17 protein-coding genes and 4 tRNA genes are annotated in these 22,985 nt (G+C 61.4%); 9 read left to right on the top strand and 12 right to left on the bottom strand.

The window, feature by feature from the left end; genetic code table 11:
- Positions 1-22 precede the first annotated feature (22 nt).
- Positions 23-1,792, top strand: a complete 1,770-nt coding sequence (locus FRT59_RS06160; protein WP_153870651.1) for a bifunctional diguanylate cyclase/phosphodiesterase — start codon at positions 23-25, stop codon at positions 1,790-1,792.
- On the opposite strand, the gene FRT59_RS06155 is transcribed toward FRT59_RS06160, so the two are convergent.
- The 4 genes from FRT59_RS06155 to bamJ form a co-directional block, all read right to left on the bottom strand.
- A complete protein-coding gene (locus tag FRT59_RS06155) occupies positions 1,789-2,160 on the bottom strand; it encodes a hypothetical protein (RefSeq protein ID WP_005786715.1) in 372 nt (123 codons plus the stop codon). The two genes, FRT59_RS06160 and FRT59_RS06155, sit on opposite strands and share 4 nt — an antisense overlap.
- Complete coding sequence (locus FRT59_RS06150) at positions 2,157-2,495, bottom strand: helix-turn-helix domain-containing protein (RefSeq protein WP_034116848.1); 339 nt, start codon at positions 2,493-2,495, stop codon at positions 2,157-2,159. Before FRT59_RS06150 ends, FRT59_RS06155 begins: the two co-directional genes overlap by 4 nt.
- A gap of 97 nt (positions 2,496-2,592) precedes the next feature.
- On the bottom strand, positions 2,593-3,048 hold the full coding sequence (locus tag FRT59_RS06145; RefSeq protein WP_153870650.1) for a YkvA family protein: 456 nt from the start codon (positions 3,046-3,048) through the stop codon (positions 2,593-2,595).
- 329 nt (positions 3,049-3,377) lie between these two features.
- Positions 3,378-4,118, bottom strand: a complete 741-nt coding sequence (gene bamJ / locus FRT59_RS06140; protein WP_034116850.1) for a BamJ family beta-barrel-assembly machinery protein — start codon at positions 4,116-4,118, stop codon at positions 3,378-3,380.
- A gap of 247 nt (positions 4,119-4,365) precedes the next feature.
- Between bamJ and FRT59_RS06135 the strand changes: the two genes are divergently transcribed.
- Positions 4,366-6,174 carry a di-heme-cytochrome C peroxidase gene (locus tag FRT59_RS06135; RefSeq protein ID WP_153870649.1) on the top strand — a complete coding sequence of 603 codons (1,809 nt, stop codon included), beginning with the start codon at positions 4,366-4,368 and terminating at the stop codon, positions 6,172-6,174.
- A 29-nt stretch (positions 6,175-6,203) separates the two neighbouring features.
- Positions 6,204-7,337 carry a catalase family protein gene (locus tag FRT59_RS06130; protein ID WP_034117884.1) on the top strand — a complete coding sequence of 378 codons (1,134 nt, stop codon included), beginning with the start codon at positions 6,204-6,206 and terminating at the stop codon, positions 7,335-7,337.
- A gap of 90 nt (positions 7,338-7,427) precedes the next feature.
- Here FRT59_RS06130 and FRT59_RS06125 read toward each other — a convergent pair whose 3' ends face one another.
- The 4 genes from FRT59_RS06125 to FRT59_RS06110 form a co-directional block, all read right to left on the bottom strand.
- Positions 7,428-8,708 carry an MFS transporter gene (locus FRT59_RS06125; protein WP_034116852.1) on the bottom strand — a complete coding sequence of 427 codons (1,281 nt, stop codon included), beginning with the start codon at positions 8,706-8,708 and terminating at the stop codon, positions 7,428-7,430.
- 15 nt (positions 8,709-8,723) lie between these two features.
- Positions 8,724-9,659 carry a LysR substrate-binding domain-containing protein gene (locus tag FRT59_RS06120; protein WP_034116853.1) on the bottom strand — a complete coding sequence of 312 codons (936 nt, stop codon included), beginning with the start codon at positions 9,657-9,659 and terminating at the stop codon, positions 8,724-8,726.
- Between the two features lie 84 nt (positions 9,660-9,743).
- On the bottom strand, positions 9,744-11,753 hold the full coding sequence (locus tag FRT59_RS06115; RefSeq protein WP_153870648.1) for a CocE/NonD family hydrolase: 2,010 nt from the start codon (positions 11,751-11,753) through the stop codon (positions 9,744-9,746).
- A gap of 85 nt (positions 11,754-11,838) precedes the next feature.
- The gene (locus tag FRT59_RS06110) at positions 11,839-13,422 is read right to left on the bottom strand and encodes a BCCT family transporter (RefSeq protein ID WP_153870647.1); all 1,584 of its coding nucleotides are present in this window, start codon (positions 13,420-13,422) and stop codon (positions 11,839-11,841) included.
- Between the two features lie 827 nt (positions 13,423-14,249).
- Between FRT59_RS06110 and kdpF the strand changes: the two genes are divergently transcribed.
- The 6 genes from kdpF to FRT59_RS06080 all read left to right on the top strand — a co-directional run bounded on the left by kdpF (position 14,250) and on the right by FRT59_RS06080 (position 22,309).
- Positions 14,250-14,348, top strand: coding sequence for a K(+)-transporting ATPase subunit F (gene kdpF, locus FRT59_RS27420; RefSeq protein ID WP_074851717.1), 99 nt, complete (start codon positions 14,250-14,252; stop codon positions 14,346-14,348).
- Between the two features lie 107 nt (positions 14,349-14,455).
- Complete coding sequence (gene kdpA / locus FRT59_RS06100) at positions 14,456-16,162, top strand: potassium-transporting ATPase subunit KdpA (RefSeq protein WP_153870646.1); 1,707 nt, start codon at positions 14,456-14,458, stop codon at positions 16,160-16,162.
- A 10-nt stretch (positions 16,163-16,172) separates the two neighbouring features.
- Positions 16,173-16,820 (top strand): K(+)-transporting ATPase subunit C, encoded by a 648-nt coding sequence (kdpC, locus tag FRT59_RS06095; protein WP_153837855.1) that lies wholly within the window; start codon positions 16,173-16,175, stop codon positions 16,818-16,820.
- Positions 16,821-16,831: 11 nt separating this feature from the next.
- Positions 16,832-18,901: a potassium-transporting ATPase subunit KdpB gene (gene kdpB / locus FRT59_RS06090; RefSeq protein ID WP_034116858.1), complete on the top strand. Its 2,070-nt coding sequence runs from the start codon at positions 16,832-16,834 to the stop codon at positions 18,899-18,901.
- Between the two features lie 67 nt (positions 18,902-18,968).
- Positions 18,969-21,620 carry a sensor histidine kinase gene (locus FRT59_RS06085; RefSeq protein WP_153870645.1) on the top strand — a complete coding sequence of 884 codons (2,652 nt, stop codon included), beginning with the start codon at positions 18,969-18,971 and terminating at the stop codon, positions 21,618-21,620.
- On the top strand, positions 21,617-22,309 hold the full coding sequence (locus FRT59_RS06080; protein WP_034116860.1) for a response regulator: 693 nt from the start codon (positions 21,617-21,619) through the stop codon (positions 22,307-22,309). Before FRT59_RS06085 ends, FRT59_RS06080 begins: the two co-directional genes overlap by 4 nt.
- Before the next feature lie 87 nt (positions 22,310-22,396).
- Here the strand turns inward: FRT59_RS06080 and FRT59_RS06075 are convergent.
- The 4 genes from FRT59_RS06075 to FRT59_RS06060 form a co-directional block, all read right to left on the bottom strand.
- Positions 22,397-22,473: transfer RNA gene (locus FRT59_RS06075), tRNA-Asp, on the bottom strand.
- Positions 22,474-22,492: 19 nt separating this feature from the next.
- Positions 22,493-22,568 (bottom strand) — tRNA-Val (locus tag FRT59_RS06070).
- A gap of 176 nt (positions 22,569-22,744) precedes the next feature.
- A tRNA-Asp gene (locus FRT59_RS06065) sits at positions 22,745-22,821 on the bottom strand.
- A 19-nt stretch (positions 22,822-22,840) separates the two neighbouring features.
- Positions 22,841-22,916 (bottom strand) — tRNA-Val (locus FRT59_RS06060).
- Positions 22,917-22,985 lie beyond the last annotated feature (69 nt).

Genomic DNA, 22,985 nt, shown 5'->3' with positions numbered 1-22,985 from the left:
TTTTTTTTCGATCGAGATCGCCATGACCATGACCGAACAGCTGGATGCATTGGGCTCAATCCTGGCTCAAGGCAGTTTGCACAGCCTGTTCCAACCGATCATTTGTCTGTCGCAGCGACGCATTCTGGGTTACGAGGCCCTCAGCCGCGGCCCGTCCAACAGCCCGCTGCACTCCCCCGTCGCGCTGTTCTGCGTGGCCCGTCATGCCGGGCGCCTGAGCGAACTGGAAATGGTGTGTCGAGAGAGTGCATGCCGGCGCTTCAGCGATCAGAAACTGCCGGGTAAGCTGTTCCTCAATATCTCGCCGGAATCTTTGATGGAGAGCGCGCATCAGCCGGGGCGTACCCTGCAACTGCTGCGCGACTTCGGTATCCCACCGAGCCAGGTGGTGATCGAGCTCACCGAGCAGACGCCCACCGACGATTTCGCGCTGTTGCAAACCGCCCTGCATCATTATCGCGACATGGGGTTTGCCATCGCGCTTGATGACCTGGGCGCCGGATACTCCAGTCTGCGGTTGTGGTCGGAACTACGCCCGGACTACGTGAAGATCGACCGGCACTTTATCGACGGCATTCACCAGGACGCCCTCAAGCGCGAATTTGTCGGCTCGATCCTGCAGATCGCCAGGGCGTCCCGCGCCCAGGTGATTGCCGAGGGGATCGAACGGCCGGAAGAACTGGCGGTGTTGACTGAGATGGGCGTCGACCTGGTCCAGGGTTACCTGCTCTGCCGCCCTCAAGAACACCCGCCGCAGGAAGCGCGCCTGATGTTGCCCAAGCCGGATAGCCCCACGATCACCCTCCATGATGAAGGAATTGATCTCAGCGCCCTGCTTAATGAACAGCCAGCGGTAGATCAAGATACGGCCACCGCCCAAGTGCTGGAATCGTTCCGCCGCCAGGCCAACCTCAACTCGTTGGCGGTGCTGGATGGCTGTGGTCACCCGGTCGGTATTGTGCATCGGCACTCGTTGTCGGATGCGCTGCTCAAGCCGTTCGCTACCGACTTGTTCGCACGTAAACCTATCAGCCGCTTGATGAGCGATGATTTTCTGGCAGTGGAGTTGAGCCAGTCCTTGCAACAGGTCAGCCGTTTGCTGACCAGCCGCGCGCGGCAGCGCATCGAAGAAGATTTCATCATCACGCTGAACGGCGACTATCTCGGGCTGGGCCGGGTCATCGATGTGCTCAAGTTGATCACAGAACTGAAAATCCAACAGGCGCGTTATGCCAATCCGCTGACCTTGCTGCCTGGCAACGTGCCGATCCAACAGTGTCTGACCCGGCTGTTACAGCAACAACGCGAGTCGGTGATCTGCTACGTGGATATCGACAGTTTCAAGCCGTTCAACGATATCTACGGCTATGGGCGTGGGGACGAAGTGCTGCTGTGCCTGGCGCAGTGCCTGAACGACCGGGTAGACCCTAGCCGCGACTTTGTCGGGCATATTGGCGGCGATGACTTTCTACTGGTACTCAGCCCGCAGGATTGGCGCAAGCGGCTCAACCAACTGCTGGATGATTTTCACACCCAATGCCGACGTTTCTACCGCGCCGAACACTTGGATGCCGGTTGCTTCATGGCTCTTAACCGCCAGGGCCTGCGCCAGGAATTCGCCTTGCTGTCGCTGTCCATCGGCGTGGTGCATTTGTATCCACAAGCCTGTGGGCAACTGGATGCCAGCCAACTCGCAGAGTTGGCCTCACAAGCCAAGCATCATGCCAAGGACGTGGCCGGCTACAGCATTCATGTGATCGATAGCATGGACATGTTATCGCAGGCACTTTAAGCCTCGGCGGACTCCGGGTACTCGTACTCGAACACCCGCACCACTTCAGAAGCATGCCAAGACGCGGCGGCGACGCCATCGGAGGGCCCGCTGAACCGCCCCAAGCGCTCCACACATTCAAAAAAACCGGTACGCGGCAGGCGGCTGGCCCCCTGGCTTATCACCAGTGAACTGCGCAGCGGCTGCTCAGCCTTGGCATCCAGCGCCGCCAGATGTTCCAGGGCGGCAGCCAAGGTCTGCATGGCCGGCGTCGGAAATTGCAGACGCTCCAGCAACGCACGGTACGTCAACAAATGGCGCTGGCGCCGCGCCTGATCCAGCTCATTGAGTAACCCATCCCAGTGCTGACGGCTGATACGTAGGCTCAAGACTCATCCCTCCAACCTGCAACGCCCAATTCCCAAGCCAGGCTGCGGCGAATCGCGGCATCCGGCTGGCGCTCACCACTTTCAATCAATCCAAGATACGAGGGGCTGATCCCCACAGTGCGTGCCAGGGCCTCGATAGCCAGGCCCTTGGCTTCACGCAGGCCGCGCAGGGCTGCGAGCGGTCGCAGCTCCTGGGCGGAGGCGATGGGTGCGGCTGGGGAGGAAACACGTGTAGGTTGCTGCTGACCGGCAGCTTTTAGCAGCGCCTGGTACTGGTCCCATGGCAACACCGCATACTCGGGTTCGCCATCGCGTGAAATGATCTGAATATCCATGACTGCCCCGTAGGATAAAAACACTTACTAAGTAAGTTCTTTCCTTAGAAGTGTAATCCTAACAGCCACAAAGGTCGCAGGGGGATACCAAGCATCATTAGTTTTTTTGCGGGTTTTCCTGGGCGAGCAGCTCAGGCGTGGCTGGGAGGCGCTCAACCACCGCCAGCTTTTCCGGGCGTTGCGCATCGCGCCAGGCGCGAAAAGCGCTCAGCTCGCCGCTCAGGGTCTTCATGACCCATGCCAGCACAGCGATGTCGTCGAGCATACCGAACACGGGGATGAAATCCGGGATCGCATCGATCGGGCTGAGAAAATACATCAGCCCCGCCACCACCGATATCAGCGCCTTGGGGCTTATCGCCCGGTATTCGCCGCGCCAGTAAGCCAGGCACAGAGCCTGGAGCAATTTGAGATCATCCTTGAGCTGGCCCAGTCGGTTGCCCTGGCTTGAACCTTTGGCCGCGACGGCAAACAGCAGTGTCGGCAAACGGCCACGGCCAAGCAGACGTGCAGCCATGGGCAGAAAACGGGTGAAATTGAAGGGTGGTTTCATGGGTCACTCCAGTTCCAGGCGGTATAAAAGGTTATCCACACAAATTGTGGATAACCTTGTGAACAGAGCCTGTTTTATCGGCTGAAAGCCACGGCCTACAAGGCTTACAGTCAGATCGGGCGTTTTTTGCGCACATAAAAAAAACCCAAGATTTCATTGACTTGGCATGTATGTGCGGCTACCCGTGCTCGAGTCTTATATCAGACTGTTTCAAATTACGGACGTTCGTTTGGATTTGCAGAGGCTTCATCGGGGGATTTGCCTCATTCGAGAAACCCCGGAAACAACAACGCCCCGTCTAGACGGGGCGTTGTGTGTTCAGGCGCCGATTACTTCTTGGCGGCTGGTGCAGCAGGTGCTTCAGCAGCGTCTGCCTTGGCTGGGTCCTTGATGGCCAGCAGTTCCAGGTCGAATACCAGCACGGAGTTGGCTGGAATCGCCGGGCTCGGGCTCTGGGCGCCGTAGGCCAGGTCGGACGGGATGTACAGCTCGACCTTCTCGCCAACGTGCATCAGTTGCAGGCCTTCGACCCAACCCGGGATCACGCCGCTGACCGGCAGGTCAATCGGGCTGCCGCGATCCACGGAGCTGTCAAAGGTGGTGCCGTTGGTGAGCTTGCCGGTGTAGTGAACAGTCACCACGTCGGTTGGCTTGGGCTGGGCGCCGTCGGCCTTCTTGACGATCTTGTACTGCAGGCCGGAAGCGGTGGTGACTACGCCGTCTTTCTTGGCGTTGTCTTCGAGGAATTTCTTGCCGGCAGTTGCCGACTCTTCGCTCATCTTGGTCATGCGTTCTTCAGCACGCTTCTGCAGTGCGGCAAACGCCTCGACCAACTCGTCGTCCTTGAGTTTCTGTTCTTTCTTGCCAACGGCATCTTCAATGCCTTGGGCTACAGCTTTGGAGTCCAGGTCGTCCATGCCTTCTTGGGCAAGGCTCTTGCCCATGTTCAGGCCGATGCCGTAGGAAGCTTTCTGCGCCGGGGTTTTCAGCTCTACGCTGGTCTGCGAATCACAACCCGCAAGTACCAGGCTAACCAGGGCCACCGCCGCCGCCAACCGATGCTGTTTCATGCTATTTCCTTGTTCATGCGCCAAAAGGGCATTCGAATAAAGTCGCGAGCTTATCAGGCGGCCACGACCAATGGCTACCGCCATGTGAGCAGGAAACTTCTGATAAGTTCACGTGTTTAAAAGCATTTTCATTCATTATGGAGCACCGCGAAGGATCGCGGGATTGCCTGCAACCAAGCCACTTGCTACTTGCCGCACCTATGGGGCAGTGGCATAACAACGCGACAATTCGACAAGGATAGCCATCTTGCGCATTTTTTCCCGTGTTTTACTCCTGATACTCATCGCGCTCAGCCTGATGCTGGCCGTGGTGCTCTATTACACCCTCAACCCCAAGCTGCCGGACTACGTGCCCGTGGAGCAGGTGCACTACCAGGACCAATGGAGTGCCGCCGACCGCCAGACCTACTACTTCACCCCCCAGGGCACCCAGGTAAAAGGCCTGCACTACGACTGGTTCACTGCGCTGGAGTTGCCGTTCTCCGAGCAACGCTTTACCGCGCCCGAGTACCTGGCGCGCTTCGGTTTCCTGGTCGACCCCAAGCAGGTACTCACCACGCAAAACCCCGGCAACCTGCCGGTGGGTTTTGCCCGGCACCAGAACGCCGACAGCAAGGTTCAGTACCTGGATATCACCTGCGCAGCCTGCCACACTGGTGAATTGCACTTCAAAGGCCAGGCCTTGCGCATCGATGGCGGCTCGGCGCAACACGTGCTGCCCTCCAGCGTCCCCACCTTGCGCGGTGGCAGTTTCGGTCAGGCCCTGGTTGCCAGCCTTGCCGCCACCTATTACAACCCCTGGAAGTTCGAGCGCTTTGCCCGCAAGGTCTTGGGTGACCAGTACGATGCCCAGCATGACCAATTGCGTAAGGACTTCAAACAGTCGCTGAACCAGTTCCTCAAAGTCGCATGGAATGACACCCACCGCGGCCTCTACCCCACCGAAGAAGGCCCCGGCCGCACGGACGCCTTTGGGCGCATCGCCAACGCCAGCTTTGGCGATGCAATTTCGCCAGACAATTATCGCGTCGCCAATGCGCCAGTGGACTACCCGCAGTTGTGGGATATCTGGACTTTCGACTGGGTACAGTGGAATGGCTCGGCCCAGCAGCCCATGGCGCGCAATATCGGTGAAGCCCTGGGTGTAGGCGCAACCCTGGCCTTCTTCGACAGTGCCGGCCAACCGCTCCAGGGCGACGCTCGCTATCCGTCCAGCGTACGCGTACGGGACTTGCACCTGATCGAAGAAACCCTGCAACGCCTCAAGCCGCCAACCTGGCCGGAGGACTTGTTCGGCGCCATCGACAAACCCCTCGCCGTCCAGGGGCGCGCACTCTTCGCCGAAAACTGTGCTGGTTGCCATATACCCACGGTCACCGAGGAAAATGGCCGCCCGGTGCAGCAGTTGAAAATGCTGCCGGTGGACTACATTGGCACTGACCCCGGCACCGCCAGCAACATTGCCGACCAGCGCTATGACCTCAGTGCCCTGCAATGGGACCCGGCCGAACTGGCCCAACTGAATGTCGAACTGCACCCCACGCCCACTGCCCCCCTGGACCTGAAGAGAATGTCCGTGGCCCAAGGCCTGGCTTATGTCACTGCCTTCGTCGAAGAACACGCCTACCGCGCCGCCGGCGTGACCCCAGCCGAGCGCCCGGGCCTGGACGGGTTCGGCCTGCCCATCGGCGTACGCGAATTACGTGCCTACAAGGCGCGGCCACTGGCAGGCGTATGGGCAACCCCGCCGTTCCTGCACAACGGTTCGGTGCCGACGATCTACCAGTTGCTGTCGCCCCAGGACGAACGCAGTACTACCTTCTATAAAGGCACCTTCAACTACGACCCCCGTCACCTGGGTTTTGAGACCGCCGCGTTCAAGAATGCCTTCCTGTTCGATACCCGAGTCACCGGCAACCACAACAGCGGCCACGAATTCCGTGCTGGCGCGCGTGGCAACGGCGTCATCGGCCGTGGCTTGCTGCCGCAGGAGCGCTGGGCGCTGCTCGAATATCTCAAGGTGCTGGGCGGCCCGCAGGAGCAACAACTGCCATGATTATCCAATCGCAAAACAAGGACCGTTCCATGCTCGCTCGTCTGTGGCTGCGCCTTGGCGCCTTTCTCGGCAAAACCCTGTTGTGGCTGCTGGGCCTGGGCCTGCTGGGGTGGCTGCTGGCAACTGTCTGGTTCGCCTGGCAACACAGTGGCCCGGTGTCGCCGGACGAGCAGATCCCGCCGGGTGAAGCGGCCATGACCCAAGGCATCATCCAGACGGCAGTACGCATCGTCGACCAGCATCGCGAAGGCACCCGCTACCTGCGCGATGCCCACGCCAAGGCCCATGGTTGCGTTAAAGCCGAAGTCAGCGTGCTGGCGGATCTCGACCCAGCCTTGCGCCAGGGCGTGTTCGCCGAACCGGGCAAGACCTGGCAGGCGACGATGCGGCTGTCCAACGGCAACGCCTACCCGCAGTTCGACAGCATCCGCGATGCCCGTGGCATGGCGATCAAGTTGCTGGATGTGCCCGGCAAACAGCTGATGGCCGATCAGCAGGCGCGCACGGAGCAGGATTTCGTGATGTTCAGTCACCCGAATTTCTTTGTCAGCGATGTCGCGGAATACGCACAGAACATCGGCGCACAGGCCGATGGCAAGAAGGTCCTGGCGTTCTTCCCCAAGCTCGACCCGCGCAGTTGGCAAGTGCGCCACCTGTTTATCGCCCTGGCCACCCTGGCGCCCGCCCCCGCCAGCCCGACGCAAACGACGTACTTTTCAGTTTCGCCCTACAAGTTCGGTGCGGCCAACGCCAAGTTCCGCGTCGCGCCCGACCCGCAAAGCTGCCCGGAATACGTACTGCCCAAACAGAACCAGGCCCTGCCGAACTTCCTGCGCAGCGCCCTGACCCAGCAACTGTCCAGTGACCGTGTAGCGGCGTGTTTCGTGTTGCAGATCCAGCGGCAGAACCCGCAAACGTTCATGCCTATCGAAGACACCAGCATCGAATGGAAAGAAAGCGATGCGCCGTATGAAACCGTGGCCAAGGTCAGGATTCCTGCCCAGGATTTCGACACGCCGGCGCAGAACCTGGCCTGTGACAACCAGTCGTTCAACCCTTGGTTCGGTGTGGAAGCACACCGCCCCATCGGCGGCATCAACCGGTTGCGCAAGGCGGTGTATGAAGCGGTCAGCGACTACCGTCACAGCCGCAATACCCCGTAAAGCATGCGTAACCATGGGCCCGGCGCCGCCTCGTTTGACTTCGAGCACCTGGCTACGCGCCAGTCGCGCAAGAAAAAAGCCTAGTAGCTATCACGGCTTGCTATCGGGCGCCGGGGTGTTGATCACCAGTTCCTCGGGGATTTCGTCCACCCGCGGGTCAAGCACCACCGCCATGCCCCCCATCGGATGTTCGGGCATGGCCACGTGGTGCAGCGGCGCCCCTTCGACCCGGTATTCACCCGTGACCTTCTTGGGTTGCACACGCCAGATCAGCAACAGCGCACAGGCCGAAAACAGCATGTAAAACGCGCCATGCCCATAGCTGTTCATCAGCGCGCCACTGAGCATCGGGCCCAGGCTCGCACCGATGCCGTGAGTGGCGAGCATCATGGCGCTCAAGGGCACACGCCGGGGTTGTTCGACGTTGTCATTGGCCAGTGCCACCGCCAGCGGGTAAAGGGTGAACAGCAGCAAACCGCTGAGAAAGCCGAACACCAGCAACAAGGTATACGGCAGTTGCACCAGCCCCCACAGCGGAATCACCACCAGGCCCAAGGCCAACGCGCAGGCACGAATCAGCTGTGAGCGGTCGATGCGGTCCGACAGCCAGCCGATCGGCCACTGGCCACACAGCCCGGCAAAAATCGACACCGCGACAAAGGTACTTGCCTGGGCTGTGCTCAGGCCGTTACGCGTGGCGAATACCGGGGCCAGCGCATAAAATGCGCCGATCATCAGGCCCGTCACAAATACCGTGGTCAGCGCCTGGGGTACTCGCTGCCAGAAAAAACCCACTTCCAGCGGCGCTGCCACCAGCTTGGCCGGGTGCAGGCGCCGGGTCATGGTCACCGGCAACAGGCAGGCGGCAAAGCAGATCGCGACGATCACCAGGGGTTTGAAATCCAGCTCCGGGCGCCAGATCAACACGCCCTGCCCCAGCATCAGGCCCAGGGACACCGCCACCATGTAGCCGGCAAAGACCGCACCGCGCTGGTTGTTTTCCGCCTGCTCGTTCAGCCAGCTTTCGATAACCATGTATTGGTTCATCATCACCAGGCCCATCACAAACCGCAGCACCAGCCAGAACTCCAACTGCTCGAACAGCACATGCAGCAACACAATGATGGTGGCGGCCCCGGCGCAGGCCACATACGAGCGCACATGCCCGACGCCGGCAATCATACGGTGGCCGAACTTGGCGCCGCAGACCATGCCGCCGTAATACGCCGCCGTCAGCGCGCCGATCCACACCTCGCTGATGCCCTGGCTGCTCAGGCGTAGGCCGATAAAACTGAAAAACAGCCCGTTGCCGGTGAGCATCAGGATGGTGGCGCTGTACAGCGCAGGAAAGGTCAGGAAAGTCAGGTTCATGAGCACAGTCGGTGGTTAAGGGGAGGCATTCAAACTGCTGGTGTGGGCCAGCAACCATTGGCGAAAACTGCGCGCCGCCGATGGCGGGTTGCGGTGAGGGGGTTGCATCAGGTGCAGGCGGCCACGGCTGTGCATGGTGTGCGGCAGGGCCATTTGCAGGCGCCCGGCGGCCAGTTCGCCCGCCAGCAGGCACTTCCAGCCCAGGGCCACGCCGTGCCCCATGACCGCCGACTGCATCAACAGTTGATAGCTGTTGGTGCGCAGTGCATGGCGCGGGGTGTGGTACTGGGCACCGACATCGGCGAACCAGTCGGTCCAGGTCAGCCAGTCGTGGTGATGGTCCTCAACGATCAGCAAGGTGTGGGCGTGAAGCAAGTGTTGCAGGTCGCGAATCGGCCCGTGGCGGTCGATATAGCCAGGGCTGCACACGGTAATCACCTGCTCGTGGTCAAACACCGGTGACAATTCCAGGCCATGGGGCGCCGGTAGCTCATCGAGGTGATAGAACAGGCCCAAGTCATATTCATTCACATCCAAATGGCTGGGGCTTTCGCTGCACAGGATGCGGATATCCAAGTCCGGGTGCTCGCGCTGAAATTGCGGCAGCAGGCCAGCGAGCCAGATGCTACTGATGGTGGGCGTACTGGCCAGGGTCAACTGGCGGTCGGCACCGCGACGGCGCAACTCGGCGGACTCACGGTCGAGCTCACGCAACAGGCGCTGGATGGTGCGAAAGTAGCGCAGCCCCGCTGGCGTCAGGCTCAGCCCCTGCGCCAGCCGGTAAAACAGCGGGCGGGCCAGGTCTTCTTCCAGGCGCTTGACCTGTCGGCTGACTGCGCTCTGGGTCAGGTTCAGTTCATGGGCGGCCTGGGTGAAACTTAAATGGCGGGCAGCCGCTTCGAATGTCTGCAGGCAGTTGAGCGGCGGAAGATCGACGTTTCGGCGCGACATTGAGCAGTTCCATTGGTAGAAACGGGCCAGGGTTTGTCCTGGCCCGCAGAGATCACGTTGGCAAGTATCCTGCCAGTTGCTCACTCACAGCGCGACCCTCGCTATGCGTTTGCTCCATTGCCGCCGGTGCTCCAGCTGGCCATTTTCCCAGGCCGTCTGTTCCGCTTCCACGTAGAACCACTCAGCGTCGGCGTTTACGCTCAGGCTGCTTTCCACCTCCACGGCCCATGCATCGCGGCTGGCACGGTAATGCCACTGAATATCGGCACGGGTCGCCAGCGGGTCCCAAGGCAACGAGTGGTATTGCTCGGTACAGCGCTGGTCCACGGATAAGCCATGGTCGGTAAAACGCATCGCGCCCAGGTCGTCCTCAATCTTCACGCAGACTTCGCCACTGCCCACGTCTTCGATCAAGGTGCGTTTCGGCGCGGCTGCACGCAGCACTTCCAGCGCAGCCGGGGTTGCCGATTGCGGTGCCTCGAATGGGCAGGCCACTGCCTCGCCGGTGAAGACCGGCAGTTGCAGGCTTTGCAGGCTCGGCAGCAAGGTCAGGGTGGTCAGCTCGCGGCTCGGCCACAGCAACGGGAAACTGGCGGTGCTCAGGGCCACGCGCAGACGGTACCCGGCGGGCAGGCGCATGCCGATATGGTCCAGGTTCAGGTGCACATCCATCGGTTCGCCTGGCACTACCGGCGTGACGCGGGACAAGTCCTCGCGCAGCGTGAGATTCAGCACGCCGTAACTGATCTGCGTGACTTGCCCATCCGGCGCCACCGCATTCAGGCGCGCCACCAATTGCCCGCAGGTGGTGTCACTGGCCAGGCGCAGCTTGAGGCGCGCATCCCCCAACAGCGCCAGGGTTTCGGTCAGCGGCTGGGAGTCGAAGCACAGCGAGTGGGCGTCATCGCGGCGCTGGTCCGTCGGCCCGTCGGGACCAAACCAGATGGCGCAGTATTCGCCCTGATGCAGGCCGGTGGTCAGCGGCGAGCAAATGCTACGCGCAGCGGCCAGCGCCTGGTTGCCGGGGTTGAGGCCGCGCTCATCGAGGCTGAAATCGGTCCACTGCACCTGCGGGTCCGGCCACCCGGACGTCTGCACCCAGATACCTGGCCGCTCAGCATAGCTGCCCTTTGGCGGCAGAATGTCCTGTAGGTAAAAGGTGCAGGCGGCGTCATCCATCACCCCGTTGTCGATGCCCTTCAGCCAGTGATCCCACCAGCGTTTGGCTTCTTGCAGGAAGCCGATGGCCGGATTGGGCACGGCGAAATGCGGGTACTTGTGGATCCACGGGCCGATCATGGCTTTCTTCGGCCCCGGCAAGTGCTCCATCATGCGCGACACTGTGTTGCGGTAGGCATCGCCCCAACCTCCCACGGCGTAGACCGCCGCCTTGATCTTCGAGTAGTCCTCGCACACCGAACCGTGACGCCAGTAGTCATCGCGGGTCTGGTGCTTCAGCCAGGTTTCGGCGAGCAGCGGCATGGCCTCCAGGCGTTGCTGCCAGAGGGTTTTCCAGGCGTCGCCGACCAGCACCGGGTCGGGCACCGCGGCGCTGAAGTTGAGCATGGTCGCAGCCCAGCCGAAGTTCTCCATCAGCAGGTTGCCGCCCTTGTAGTGAATGTCGTCGGCAAACCGGTCATCGGTGGAGCACAGGGTGATGATCGCCTTCAGTGCCTCGGGCTGGCGTGCCGCGACTTGCAGACTATTGAAGCCGCCCCACGAGATGCCCATCATGCCGACCTTGCCGTTGCACCAGGGCTGACGGCACAGCCAGTCGATCACTTCGAGGGCGTCGTCCTGTTCCTGCGGCAGGTATTCGTCGGCCATCAGCCCCTGGGATTCGCCATTGCCGCGCATGTCCACGCGCACACAGACATAGCCCTGCCCCGCCATCCACGGATGGGTCAGTGCATCGCGCACCGCGGTGCCGTCGCGCTTGCGGTACGGCAGGTATTCCAGAATCGCCGGGAAGGTCTGCCCACCTGCGACATCGGGCAACCAGATGCGCGCGGCCAGTTGGGTGCCGTCCTTCAGGGGGATCAGGCAATGCTCGATTTCACGGATCTTGTAGGCAAACTCGGTGACGATTTCCATCGGTAACTCCAAAATATTTATTGCGCACAAACAGCTCCCCTGCGCTCGGCAGGGAGCGCGCAGGGAGACACACAGAATTGATGAATTAGCGGGCGAATTGCGCGACGGGGCTCGCGCCACGTGGACCGGGCTCAGTGGCCGGCTGCACGCTTTTCACATCGAGCAGCGCCGGGTTCTTCAGCCAGAAAATCAACGAGGTACTGGCCAGCAGCACCAGGATCATTCCGGGCAAGCCACCGAGATTGGAGAGCATTTTTACCCCGTCGATGCCGACAAAGGCGACCATCACCCACGACACCGTGCCAATGATCACGCCCCACACAATTTTCAACATCGCGTTGCCGTCCAGGTCGGAGTCGGCGGTCACGCCTTTGCTGCAAAGGTTGGCGATCACATCGGTGCTGGAGTCCGCCGCCGTCACAAATGAGATGAACGCCACGAACAGCAGGAACGCGATCATCAGGCCGCTGGCCGGCAATTGCTGGAACATCTGGTACAGCACGTGTTCCACGCCCTGCTCGTTCAGCACCCGGTTGAGGCTGCCATCGCCCAAGGCATCGAAGTACAGGCTGCTGCCGGAGAAGATGCAGATCCAAACCGCAGTGAACAATGCCGGGTACAGCATGTTGATATGGATGAACTCTCGCACGGTGTAGCCACGGCCGATCTTGCCGAGGAACATCGCACTCACCGGTGCCCAGGCAAACCACACCGACCAGTAGAACACCGTCCAGCTTTGCGGCCAGGTATCGCCACTGGCGGCACCGGTGAACAGGCTACGGCTGAAAAAAGTGTCGAGGTAAACGCCCAGTGATTCCACACCCAGGCTGAACATGTACAGGGTCGGCCCGCACAGCAGCACGAACAGCCCCAGGGCCAGCATGATCCAAGTGTTCAACGACGACAGCATCACAATCCCACGCTGTAAGCCGCTGGCCGCGGAGGCTACAAAGGTGAGCACAATAATCGCGATGATGATCGCCAGGCGCAACGGCGTGGTTTCACCGCCGATGTATTGACTCAGGCCGCCCGACAAGGTTAGCGCCCCCGTGCCCAGGGACGAGGCCATACCAGCCACCAGGGCGAACATCGCCAGGGTGTCGATCAGCCCCGCATAGCGCCTGACCCGCGCTTCGCCCAGCAGCGGCTCAAGCATGGCGCCGATGGAAAAATGGCTGCGACGGTTATAGAACGCCAGCGCAAATACCAGTGAAGGCACTAGGTAAATGGCGTAGGGCGTGATGGTCCAGTGCAGGAACATCGTCGACAGGGCGAAGCTTTTTGCCGCGGCGCTGCCCGCTTCGATCGGCAGGCTGCTGGGCGGCCCGTACAGGTGATAGAGCGGCTCGGCGGTGGTCCAGAACAACACACCCACCGCCAGCGTGGTGCACAGCGCGACCATGAACCAGCGCCATTTGCTCAGCAACGGCTGGGCGTCTTCGCCACCAATGCGCACCTTGCCCAGGGGCGAGAGGTAGACGATACCGGTCAACACCACCATGGCAAACGAACCGGCACTGAACAACCATGAGAAGTTCTTGAGGATCACACTGTTGAGCTGTTTGCTGACCGCAAGGAATGCATTCAGGTCAATGTAGCTGGCGATAACCGCCGTCAGCAGAATCAGAAACGTTGGCCAGAACACCAACGGACGTAAAGGATATTTCATGGATTGCCATTCCCCTTGCAGACTATTTTTATCGCCTTTAAAGGCCATTATTAGAGAGAGGGCGCCACAGCGTCCTGCTGCCGGAAGCTCGCCTGGAAATCTTCGCGTGGCTATAGATAACCGTTTAAGCGGCTAGTGGCGCAATCGACCAATGGGCATGGGGGTATTCCCCCACGTCATGACGCACTGGCGCAGCTCATTGCGAGTATGCAGTGCACAACGGCAAAGCGCAGAAAGGTCAGATCGCAGGTAAAAAAGCCCACGCCTAATAAGCGGGCTTTCTTGTGGTGAGGTGGCGCTCAGCGTGCCAGATTACCGGATAGGGCGCATCGGGCGGGAGCCTTGAGCAGTGAAGGGTGCGCCCTCGTGGCCGCCAACTCTCTGATCATCCGTAAAGAATGCGTATGGATTGCCCGTTCGCCATAACGATTATGTCGTCTCTATTGAGCAACTAAGCCTGCAACCACTACCGTCACTTCCTACCCCCAAAACTCGTAGGAAGTCATCGTGGAAAGTTCAACTTTAGGCATGGTCGTCCTGTCAATGATTGCGCTCTTCGGCACCGCCGCGTTTTGCTTCGAGCACCTCGCCACCCGCGGCGAGAAGAAAAAGAAAGCCAAATAAGCCGATCGCTGCAATCAGTAGAACCCCAGACTTTCAAGGGACACCTCGGCAACGGGGTATCCCTTGTTTTCGTTCGCCCGCCCCTGCGTCATCTATATGCCGTCTTAATACCGCCCCGTGCAATCAGTGCCCGAGCTTGATACGCCAACCCTTAACCTCCCCGCGTCCGCAGTGGCGGCTTATTTATTCAGGGGAGTTACACCGTGCTCACACTTACGTTCATCTATATCGCCAGCGGCTTATGTGCCGTCGGGCTATTCGCTTACTTGGGCTACGCCCTTATTCGCGCCGAAAAATTCTAGGGAGCCTGCCATGTACGACGTGATGTTTATGGGCCTCTCCTTGGTGTTTTTTGTTGCGACTGCCCTGGCCATTGTCGCCATGGGCAAGATTTGAACGGAGCCACGACATGTTAAGCACTTTGCTGGAATTTACGCTGGTTCTGGGGTTGATGACCGGGCTCGCCGTGCTGATGGGCAAGTGGCTGACCCGGGTATTTACCGGGGACCGCCATGCACTGCCGGAACGTTGTACCTTTCGCCTGCTGGGCATCGACCCACGGGAAAGCATGGGCTGGGCCCGCTACGGTTCAGCGTTGTTGCTGTCGAACGCGGCAATGATGCTGCTGGGCTATCTGGTCCTGCGCTTGCAGGCGGTGATGCCGATCAACCCTCTTGCGTTGGCGGCACAAAGCCCGGACTTGGCGTTCAACACTGCAGCGTCCTTTATTACCAACACCAACTGGCAGGCGTACTCGGGCGAAACCAGCCTGTCGAACTTCAGCCAGATGGCGGTCATCACCTTCCTGATGTTCGTCGGGGCCACATCCGGCGTGGTCGCGGCGGCAGGTTTCATTCGGGGCTTGAGCCGTTCCAGCTCGGCCGACATCGGCAACTTCTGGGTCGACTTCACCCGCACGCTGTATCGGGTGATGCTGCCACTGTGTGTGATCATGGCCCTGGTGTATGTGTGGCAAGGCATGCCACAGACCTTCGCCTCCCAAGCCTTGGCGACTACGCTTGAGGGCGCGCAGCAACAGTTGATCGTGGGCGCGGTCGCCAGCTTTGAATCGATCAAGCATATCGGCACCAACGGCGGTGGTTTCTTCAGCATGAACGCCGCCCACCCGTTCGAAAACCCAACGCCACTGACCAACATCCTGCACATCCTGAGCATGCTGCTGATCCCGTCGGCGTTGACCTACACCTTTGGCAGCATGCTGTTGCAACGTCGCCAAGGCTGGGTATTTTTCGGCACCTTCCTGGTGATGTTCATCGGTTTCCTCGCACTGGTGTATGGCGCCGAACAAACCGGCAACCCGCTGCTGACCCAGGCCGGTGCCAACCAGACACTGTCGATCGAACAAAGCGGCGGCAATATGGAAGGCAAGGAGCTGCGCTTCGGCATTGCCGACAGCAGCCTGTTTATCGCCACCACCACCGCCGCAACCACCGGTTCGGTCAACACCATGCACGACTCATTGACACCCATGGGTGGCTTCGTGCCCCTGGCGCAGATGATGCTCAACTGTGTATTCGGTGGTGACGGCGTCGGCTTTATCAACCTGATCCAGTACGCCCTGCTCACGGTGTTCCTGGTGGGGATGATGATCGGCCGTAGCCCGGAATTCCTCGGTAAGAAAATCGAGGCCCGGGAGATGAAACTGGTGATGCTCTCGGTGCTCGCACACCCCACCAGCATCCTCGGGTTCACCGCCCTCGCCGCCCTGTGGCCGGACACTATGGCCAGCCTCAACAACCTCGGCCCCCACGGGTTCAGCGAGGTGCTCTACGCCTATACCTCCGGCACCGCCAACAACGGTTCGGCCTTTGCCGGGTTGAACGCCAACACGCCGTTTTTCAATACCACCATTGGCCTTGCGATGTTGATCGGGCGCTTTTTCACCATGCTGCCGATGCTCGCCGTGGCCGGCTCCCTGGCGATGAAAAAGACCGTGCCCGCCGGCGCCGGCACCATCCCCACCGCAACCCCGCTGTTCATGCTGCTGGTGGTGTTCGTGGTGCTGGTGGTCGGTGGCCTGACCTTCCTGCCCGCGCTCGCGCTCGGCCCGCTGGTGGAGCAACTGCAGTTGCTGTCCGGCCAGACGTACAACTAAGGACACGTTGATGATGACTCAATCGATATTCAAGGGGCTGTTGCGCCCGGTGCTGGTTTCGGCGGTTTTTTTCATGCTGCTGACGGGGCTGGCATACCCGGCGTTTACCACCCTGGCAGCGCGACTGTTGTTCCCGTTTCAGGCCCAGGGTTCGCTGATTGAACGCGACGGCCTGGTGATCGGCTCGGCGCTGATCGGCCAGCGCTTCACCCGCCCTGAGTACTTCCATGGCCGCCCGAGCGCGACCTTAGGCGCTGACCCGCAAGACCCGAGCAAAAGCATTGCGCAGCCCTACAACGCTGGCTCCAGCGGCGCCAGCAACCTGGGGCCAACCAGCCAGAAACTCGTGGACCAGGTCGCCGCACGGGCCCTGGCCTATCGCCAGGACAACGGCCTGCCCGCCAACACCCTGGTGCCGGTGGACGCGGTCACCGCCTCGGCATCAGGCCTGGACCCGCACATTTCGGTGGCCAACGCCCGGCTGCAACTGGCACGGGTGGCACGTTTGCGGCAGATCCCCGAAGCCCAATTGCTGCAACTGCTCAACGACCACACCGCCGCCCGCACCCTCGGTTTGCTCGGCGAACCACGGGTGAATGTGCTGCAACTCAACTTGGCGCTGGATGCTCGTCAGCCCTCTATTGCGGTCAGTGAGTAAGAGATTCCCCCATGAAAAATGCTCGTTTACCCCTGTTTGATCGACGCATCGTGCTCACTGCCGGCGTTGATGCATTGAAGAAACTGCTGCCCCAGGCCCAGTGGAAAAACCCGGTGATGTTTGTGGTGTACCTGGGCAGCATCCTCACCACGTTGCTGTGGTTCCAGTCCTTGGGTGGCAAGGGTGAAGCGCCCAGCGGCTTTATCCTCAGCATTACCTTGTGGCTGTGGTTCACCGTGCTATTCGCCAACTTTGCCGAAGCCTTGGCCGAAGGTCGTAGCCGTGCCCAGGCCGCCAGCCTGCGTGGCATGAAACGCCAGACCCTGGCCAAGCTGTTGCAGCAGCCGCGCCACGGCGCCGCCTGGTTGCCCATGGAAGCCAGCCTGCTGCGCAAGGACAGCGTGGTGTTGATTGAAGCCGGCGACCTGGTGCCGCTGGATGGTGTGGTGATTGAAGGTGTAGCGTCGGTGGATGAGAGCGCCATCACCGGCGAATCGGCCCCGGTGATCCGCGAGGCCGGTGGCGACTTTTCCTCGGTCACCGGCGGCACCCGGGTGTTGTCCGACTGGCTGGTGGTGCGCATCAGCGTCAACCCGGGCGAGTCGTTCCTCGACCGCATGATCTCGATGGTCGAGTCGGCCAAGCGCCAGAAAACCCCCAACGAAGTCGCGCTGACGATTCTGCTGGTGGGCCTGACCCTGTTGTTCCTGCTGGTGATCGCGACCCTCAGTCCGTATTCGATCTTCGCCGTGGCCATGAGCGGTACCGGCAGCGTGATCAGCGCCACGGTGCTGGTGGCATTGCTGGTGTGCCTGATCCCCACCACTATCGGCGGCCTGCTCTCGGCCATCGGCGTGGCGGGCATGAGCCGGATGATGTCGGCCAATGTCATCGCCACCTCGGGTCGTGCGGTTGAAGCCGCCGGCGATGTCGACGTATTGCTGTTGGACAAGACCGGTACCATCACCTTGGGCAATCGCCAGGCCAGCAGTTTTCTGCCGGCACCGGGCGTGAAAGAAGCCGAGCTGGCCGACGCCGCTCAACTCGCGTCCCTGGCCGATGAAACCCCGGAAGGCCGCAGCATCGTGGTACTGGCCAAACAGAAATTCGACATCCGCGCGCGGGACATCAACGCCCTGGGCGCCAGCTTTGTGCACTTCACCGCGCAAACCCGCATGAGCGGTGTCGACTTGCCCGAAGGCCGCGCGATTCGTAAGGGTGCGGCGGATGCGATTCGCAGCCATATCGAAGCCTTGGGTGGGAGTTTTCCGGCCGCATTGCAGGCAAAAGTCGATGAGGTCTCACGGCGCGGCAGCACACCGCTGGTGGTGAGTGACGGTGCCAAGGCGCTGGGCGTGGTGGAACTCAAGGACGTGGTCAAGGGCGGTATCAAAGAGCGCTTCGCCGAGCTGCGGCGCATGGGCATCAAGACCGTGATGATCACCGGTGACAACCGTCTCACCGCCGCCGCGATTGCCGTCGAAGCCGGCGTGGATGACTTCCTCGCCGAAGCTCGTCCGGAAGACAAACTGCAATTGATCCGCGACTACCAGGCCCAAGGCAAGCTCGTGGCCATGACCGGCGACGGCACCAACGACGCACCGGCACTGGCTCAGGCCGATGTGGCAGTGGCGATGAACAGCGGCACCCAGGCGGCCAAAGAGGCCGGCAACATGGTCGACCTCGACAGCAACCCGACCAAGCTGATCGAAGTGGTCGAAGTCGGCAAACAGATGCTGATGACCCGCGGCGCCCTCACCACCTTCAGCGTGGCCAATGACGTAGCGAAGTACTTCGCGATCATCCCGGCCGCGTTTGTGGCGACCTACCCACAACTCGGCGCATTGAACGTGATGCACCTGAGCAGCCCCAACTCGGCGATTCTCAGTGCGGTGATTTTCAACGCGCTGATCATCGTCGCGTTGATTCCCCTGGCCCTGCGCGGCGTGACCTACCGAGCGATCGGTGCAGCGGCGTTGCTCAATCGCAACCTGTTGATCTATGGCCTGGGCGGGGTGCTGGTGCCGTTTGCCGGGATCAAGTTGATCGACATGCTCCTCAGCGGACTAGGTCTCGTGTAATACCGAAAGCCAATGTGGGAGCGGGCTTGCTCGCTCCCACACTTGAACCGCATCTATATGGAATGACATGCCCGCATTAAACAACGAACGCCCCGACCCCGACGCCCTGCTGGCTCGAATCCAGCAGGAAGAACAAGCCGCCTTGCGCGGCAAATTGCGTATCTATTTCGGCTCCAACGCCGGGGTGGGCAAGACCTGCGCCATGCTCACGGCGGCACAACGCGAAGTCACCCTCGGCCGGGATGTGCTCGCCGGGGTGGTGGAAACCCATGGCCGCGCCGAGACCGCCGAACGCCTGCATAACCTGGAACAACTGCCCCGCGCCGCCCTGCTGCACCGTGAATTCGCCCTCAGTGAATTCGACCTCGACGCCGCCTTGCGCAGGCACCCGAGCGTGGTGCTGGTGGATGAACTGGCCCACAGCAACGTGCCGGGCTCCCGCCACCCCAAACGCTGGCAAGACGTCGAAGAGTTGCTCAGTGCCGGTATCGACGTGTGGACCACCCTCAACGTCCAGCATCTGGAAAGCCTGAATGACCTCGTCAGTGGGATCATCGGTATTCGCGTGCGCGAAACCGTACCGGACCATGTGTTCGATAACGCCCACGAAGTGGTGGTGATCGACCTCCCACCCGACGACCTGCTGCAACGCCTCAAGGAGGGCAAGGTGTACCTGGGCCCACAGGCCGAACGCGCGTCGCGGCATTTTTTCCGCAAGGGCAACCTGTTGGCGTTGCGCGAACTGGCGCTGCGGCGCACTGCCGACCGAGTCGACACGCAGATGCGCGTGTACCGCCGCGAGCGCTCGATCAGCACGTTGTGGCCTGCCCGCGAGCGGCTGCTGGTGGGTGTGGCGGGCGATGCCGGCGATGAACGCCTGGTGCGCGAAGCCGCCCGCCTGGCACAGAAGCTCGAAGCAGACTGGATCGTGGTGCATGTGGCGACGCACCAAGGGCGCGGCGCAAAGCGTTATCTGACAGCCATGAAAACCCTGGCGCTGGCCAGCGAATTCGGCGCCGACACCACGACGCTGTCGGGCATGGACGTGGCCGAAGCCCTCGCCGCCTGCGCCCGCGAGCATAACGCCAACCGCCTCGTACTGGGCCATCATCCGCGCCAGGCGTGGCGCTTCTGGCACCAGTCGGTCAGCGACCGGATCAGCCGGCACCATCCGCAAATCGATCAGATCGTGATTGCCCACGGGCTGCTGCCGGGCAAGCCTGCGGTCATCGAAAAACCCGCGCCGGCAGCCGGCGCGAAACTGGCCTATCTGTGGGCCAGCCTGGCCTGTTTTGCGGCCAGTGCCGTGGCCGCCCTGCTGTTGCAGGTGTTCGACCTGGCCAACGTGGTCATGCTGTTTCTGCTCACCGTGGTGCTGGTGGCCCTGCGCTATGGACGTGGCCCCGGCGTATGGGCGGCAATGCTCGCGGTGCTGTGTTTCGACTTCTTTTTCGTGGCGCCGCGCTATTCATTCACGGTCACCGACACCCAGTACTTTTTCACCTTTGCGTTGATGCTCGGCATCGCCCTGATCACCGGGCAACTCACTGCCCGCCTGCGCCATGAAGCGCGCACCGCGGCTGCCCGCGAACGCCGCGCGACCTCCCTGGCACGGCTGGCTCGCGACCTCTCGGCCGCGCTGACCGTGGAGCAAATCAGTGAAGTGGCGCTGCGCACTTTCAGCGGTGTGTTCGAGGCACGGGTCGGCCTGGCCCTGCCGGACGCGGCCGATGGCGTGCACAGCGTGGGTGCGGGCGGGCTGCCGATCGACGACAGCATCGCGCAATGGAGCTACGACCACGGCCATGCCGCCGGCCAGGGCACCGACACCTTGTCGGCGGCCAAGGGCCGTTACTTGCCACTCAAGGCGCCGATGCGCGTGCGCGGCGTGCTGGTGCTGGAACTGGCCCAGAGCGAACGCCTGAACGACCCGCAGGAGCTGCGCCTGCTGGAGGCCTGCATGAGCCAACTGGCGATTGCGCTGGAGCGCGTGCATTTCGTCGAAGTGGCGCAAAGCACCCTGGTGCAGATGGAGGGCGAAAAAATGCGCAACACCTTGCTCGCCGCCATTTCCCACGACCTGCGCACACCACTGACCACCCTGATCGGCGCCGCCGACACCGCCCTGCCCCACGCTCCACCAGGGCCGTTGAACGAGCTGCTGCATGGCATTCACGAACAGGCCACGTCAATGCAGCGACTGATCGAAAACCTGCTGGACATGGCCCGCCTGCAAGAGCGCGGTGTGCGCCTGAACCGGCAATGGCACTCGCTGGAAGAAATCGTTGGCAGCGCCTTGCGCCAGTTGCGTGAACCGCTGGCGCGTCACCCTGTGCGCACCACGCTGGACCCGCAGTTGCCGCTGGTGGACATCGACGCGCTGTTGATCGAGCGAGTGCTGGTCAACCTGCTGGACAACGCTGCCAAGTACACCCCGCCGGGCACCACCGTGACGGTCGCCGCGCACTGCATCACCAACAGCCTTGTGCTGGAAGTCAGCGACAACGGCCCTGGCAGCGCACCGGCCAATCTGTTCGAACCCTTCGCCCGCGGCCAGCAGGAATCCTCTGTCGCCGGCATCGGCCTGGGCCTGGCATTGGCCAAGCGCATCGTCGAGGCCCATGGCGGGAGCATCGAAGCCAGCCCCGGCCGCACGTGCGGCATGCATTTCATCATCACTTTACCGGCGGGCACCCCGCCGAGCATGGAAGCCCTATGAGCACAGCACGCATTCTGATCGTGGAAGACGAGGCCAATATCCGCCGCTTCGTTGGTATTGCCCTGCAGGATGAGGGTTTTCAGGTGTTCGAGGCTGACAGCGTCAAACGCGCCTTGATCCACGCCGCCAGCCGCCAGCCGGACCTGGTGATCGTAGACCTCGGCCTGCCGGACGGTGATGGCAAGCAGTTGATCAGCGAGCTGCGCGGCTGGCTGGCGGTGCCGATCCTGGTGCTGTCGGCGCGTGACCGTGAAGAAGAAAAAGTCGCCGCCCTGGACGCCGGTGCTGACGATTACCTGACCAAGCCGTTCGGTGTGCCCGAGCTGCTTGCACGCATCCGCGCCCAACTGCGCAGGCATGGGCAGGCCGGCACTGTGGCAGCGACCAGCAAGGTGAAGTTTGGCGAGATTGAAGCCGACCTGGCGACCCACGAAGTGTGGCGTCAAGGGCAACCGGTGCACCTGACCCCTATCGAATACCGCCTGCTCTGCGCGATGGTCCGCGGCCAGAGCCGGGTGCTGACCCACCGGCAATTACTGCTGGAGGTGTGGGGCCTGGATTACGTCGACCGCGCCCACTACCTGCGGGTGCACATGGCGCATTTGCGGCAAAAGCTGGAGAAGGACCCGACGCAACCGCAGCACTTCATCACCGAATTGCAGGTGGGTTACCGCTTGGTGGGGCTGTAGCGCCCTGAATCGCAGGCAAAAAAAAGCCCGCTCAATGAGCGGGCTTCTTGTGGCGACCTGGCGTTCAGTGTTCCAGGTTACCGAATATGGCGCAGCGGACGGGACTCGAACCCGCGACCCCCGGCGTGACAGGCCGGTATTCTAACCGACTGAACTACCGCTGCGCGTAACACATGAAGCGAATGGTGGGTGATGACGGGATCGAACCGCCGACCCTCTGCTTGTAAGGCAGATGCTCTCCCAGCTGAGCTAATCACCCTTCGTTTCGGTGTGGGCGCATCATACACCAAAAAATCGTAATGTCTTGATTTAAATGCAATTTATTTAAAAAAAGTTCCATGTACGATTTTTTGCCATATTCCGGACAAAGAAAAGCCCGCGATTAAGCGGGCTTTCTGTGGTGACCTGGCGTTCAGCATTCCAGGTGACCGAATATGGCGCAGCGGACGGGACTCGAACCCGCGACCCCCGGCGTGACAGGCCGGTATTCTAACCGACTGAACTACCGCTGCGCGTAACACATGAAGCGAATGGTGGGTGATGACGGGATCGAACCGCCGACCCTCTGCTTGTAAGGCAGATGCTCTCCCAGCTGAGCTAATCACCCTTCGTTTCGGTGTGGCGCGCATTCTACGGAGCGACCCTAAGTCTGGCAAGCACTTTCTTAAATCTTTTT

This window comes from Pseudomonas haemolytica (assembly GCF_009659625.1).
GTDB lineage: Bacteria > Pseudomonadota > Gammaproteobacteria > Pseudomonadales > Pseudomonadaceae > Aquipseudomonas > Aquipseudomonas haemolytica.
This window is presented reverse-complemented; position numbering and strand designations above follow the sequence as displayed.

Coding starts and splice junctions, on each gene's coding strand:
- FRT59_RS06160 (WP_153870651.1), top strand. CDS start 23: ATGACCATGACCGAACAGCTGGATGCATTGGGCTCAATCCTGGCTCAA.
- FRT59_RS06150 (WP_034116848.1), bottom strand. CDS start 2,495: ATGGATATTCAGATCATTTCACGCGATGGCGAACCCGAGTATGCGGTG.
- FRT59_RS06145 (WP_153870650.1), bottom strand. CDS start 3,048: ATGAAACCACCCTTCAATTTCACCCGTTTTCTGCCCATGGCTGCACGT.
- bamJ (WP_034116850.1), bottom strand. CDS start 4,118: ATGAAACAGCATCGGTTGGCGGCGGCGGTGGCCCTGGTTAGCCTGGTA.
- FRT59_RS06130 (WP_034117884.1), top strand. CDS start 6,204: ATGCTCGCTCGTCTGTGGCTGCGCCTTGGCGCCTTTCTCGGCAAAACC.
- FRT59_RS06125 (WP_034116852.1), bottom strand. CDS start 8,708: ATGAACCTGACTTTCCTGACCTTTCCTGCGCTGTACAGCGCCACCATC.
- FRT59_RS06120 (WP_034116853.1), bottom strand. CDS start 9,659: ATGTCGCGCCGAAACGTCGATCTTCCGCCGCTCAACTGCCTGCAGACA.
- FRT59_RS06115 (WP_153870648.1), bottom strand. CDS start 11,753: ATGGAAATCGTCACCGAGTTTGCCTACAAGATCCGTGAAATCGAGCAT.
- FRT59_RS06110 (WP_153870647.1), bottom strand. CDS start 13,422: ATGAAATATCCTTTACGTCCGTTGGTGTTCTGGCCAACGTTTCTGATT.
- kdpA (WP_153870646.1), top strand. CDS start 14,456: ATGTTAAGCACTTTGCTGGAATTTACGCTGGTTCTGGGGTTGATGACC.
- kdpC (WP_153837855.1), top strand. CDS start 16,173: ATGATGACTCAATCGATATTCAAGGGGCTGTTGCGCCCGGTGCTGGTT.
- kdpB (WP_034116858.1), top strand. CDS start 16,832: ATGAAAAATGCTCGTTTACCCCTGTTTGATCGACGCATCGTGCTCACT.
- FRT59_RS06085 (WP_153870645.1), top strand. CDS start 18,969: ATGCCCGCATTAAACAACGAACGCCCCGACCCCGACGCCCTGCTGGCT.
- FRT59_RS06080 (WP_034116860.1), top strand. CDS start 21,617: ATGAGCACAGCACGCATTCTGATCGTGGAAGACGAGGCCAATATCCGC.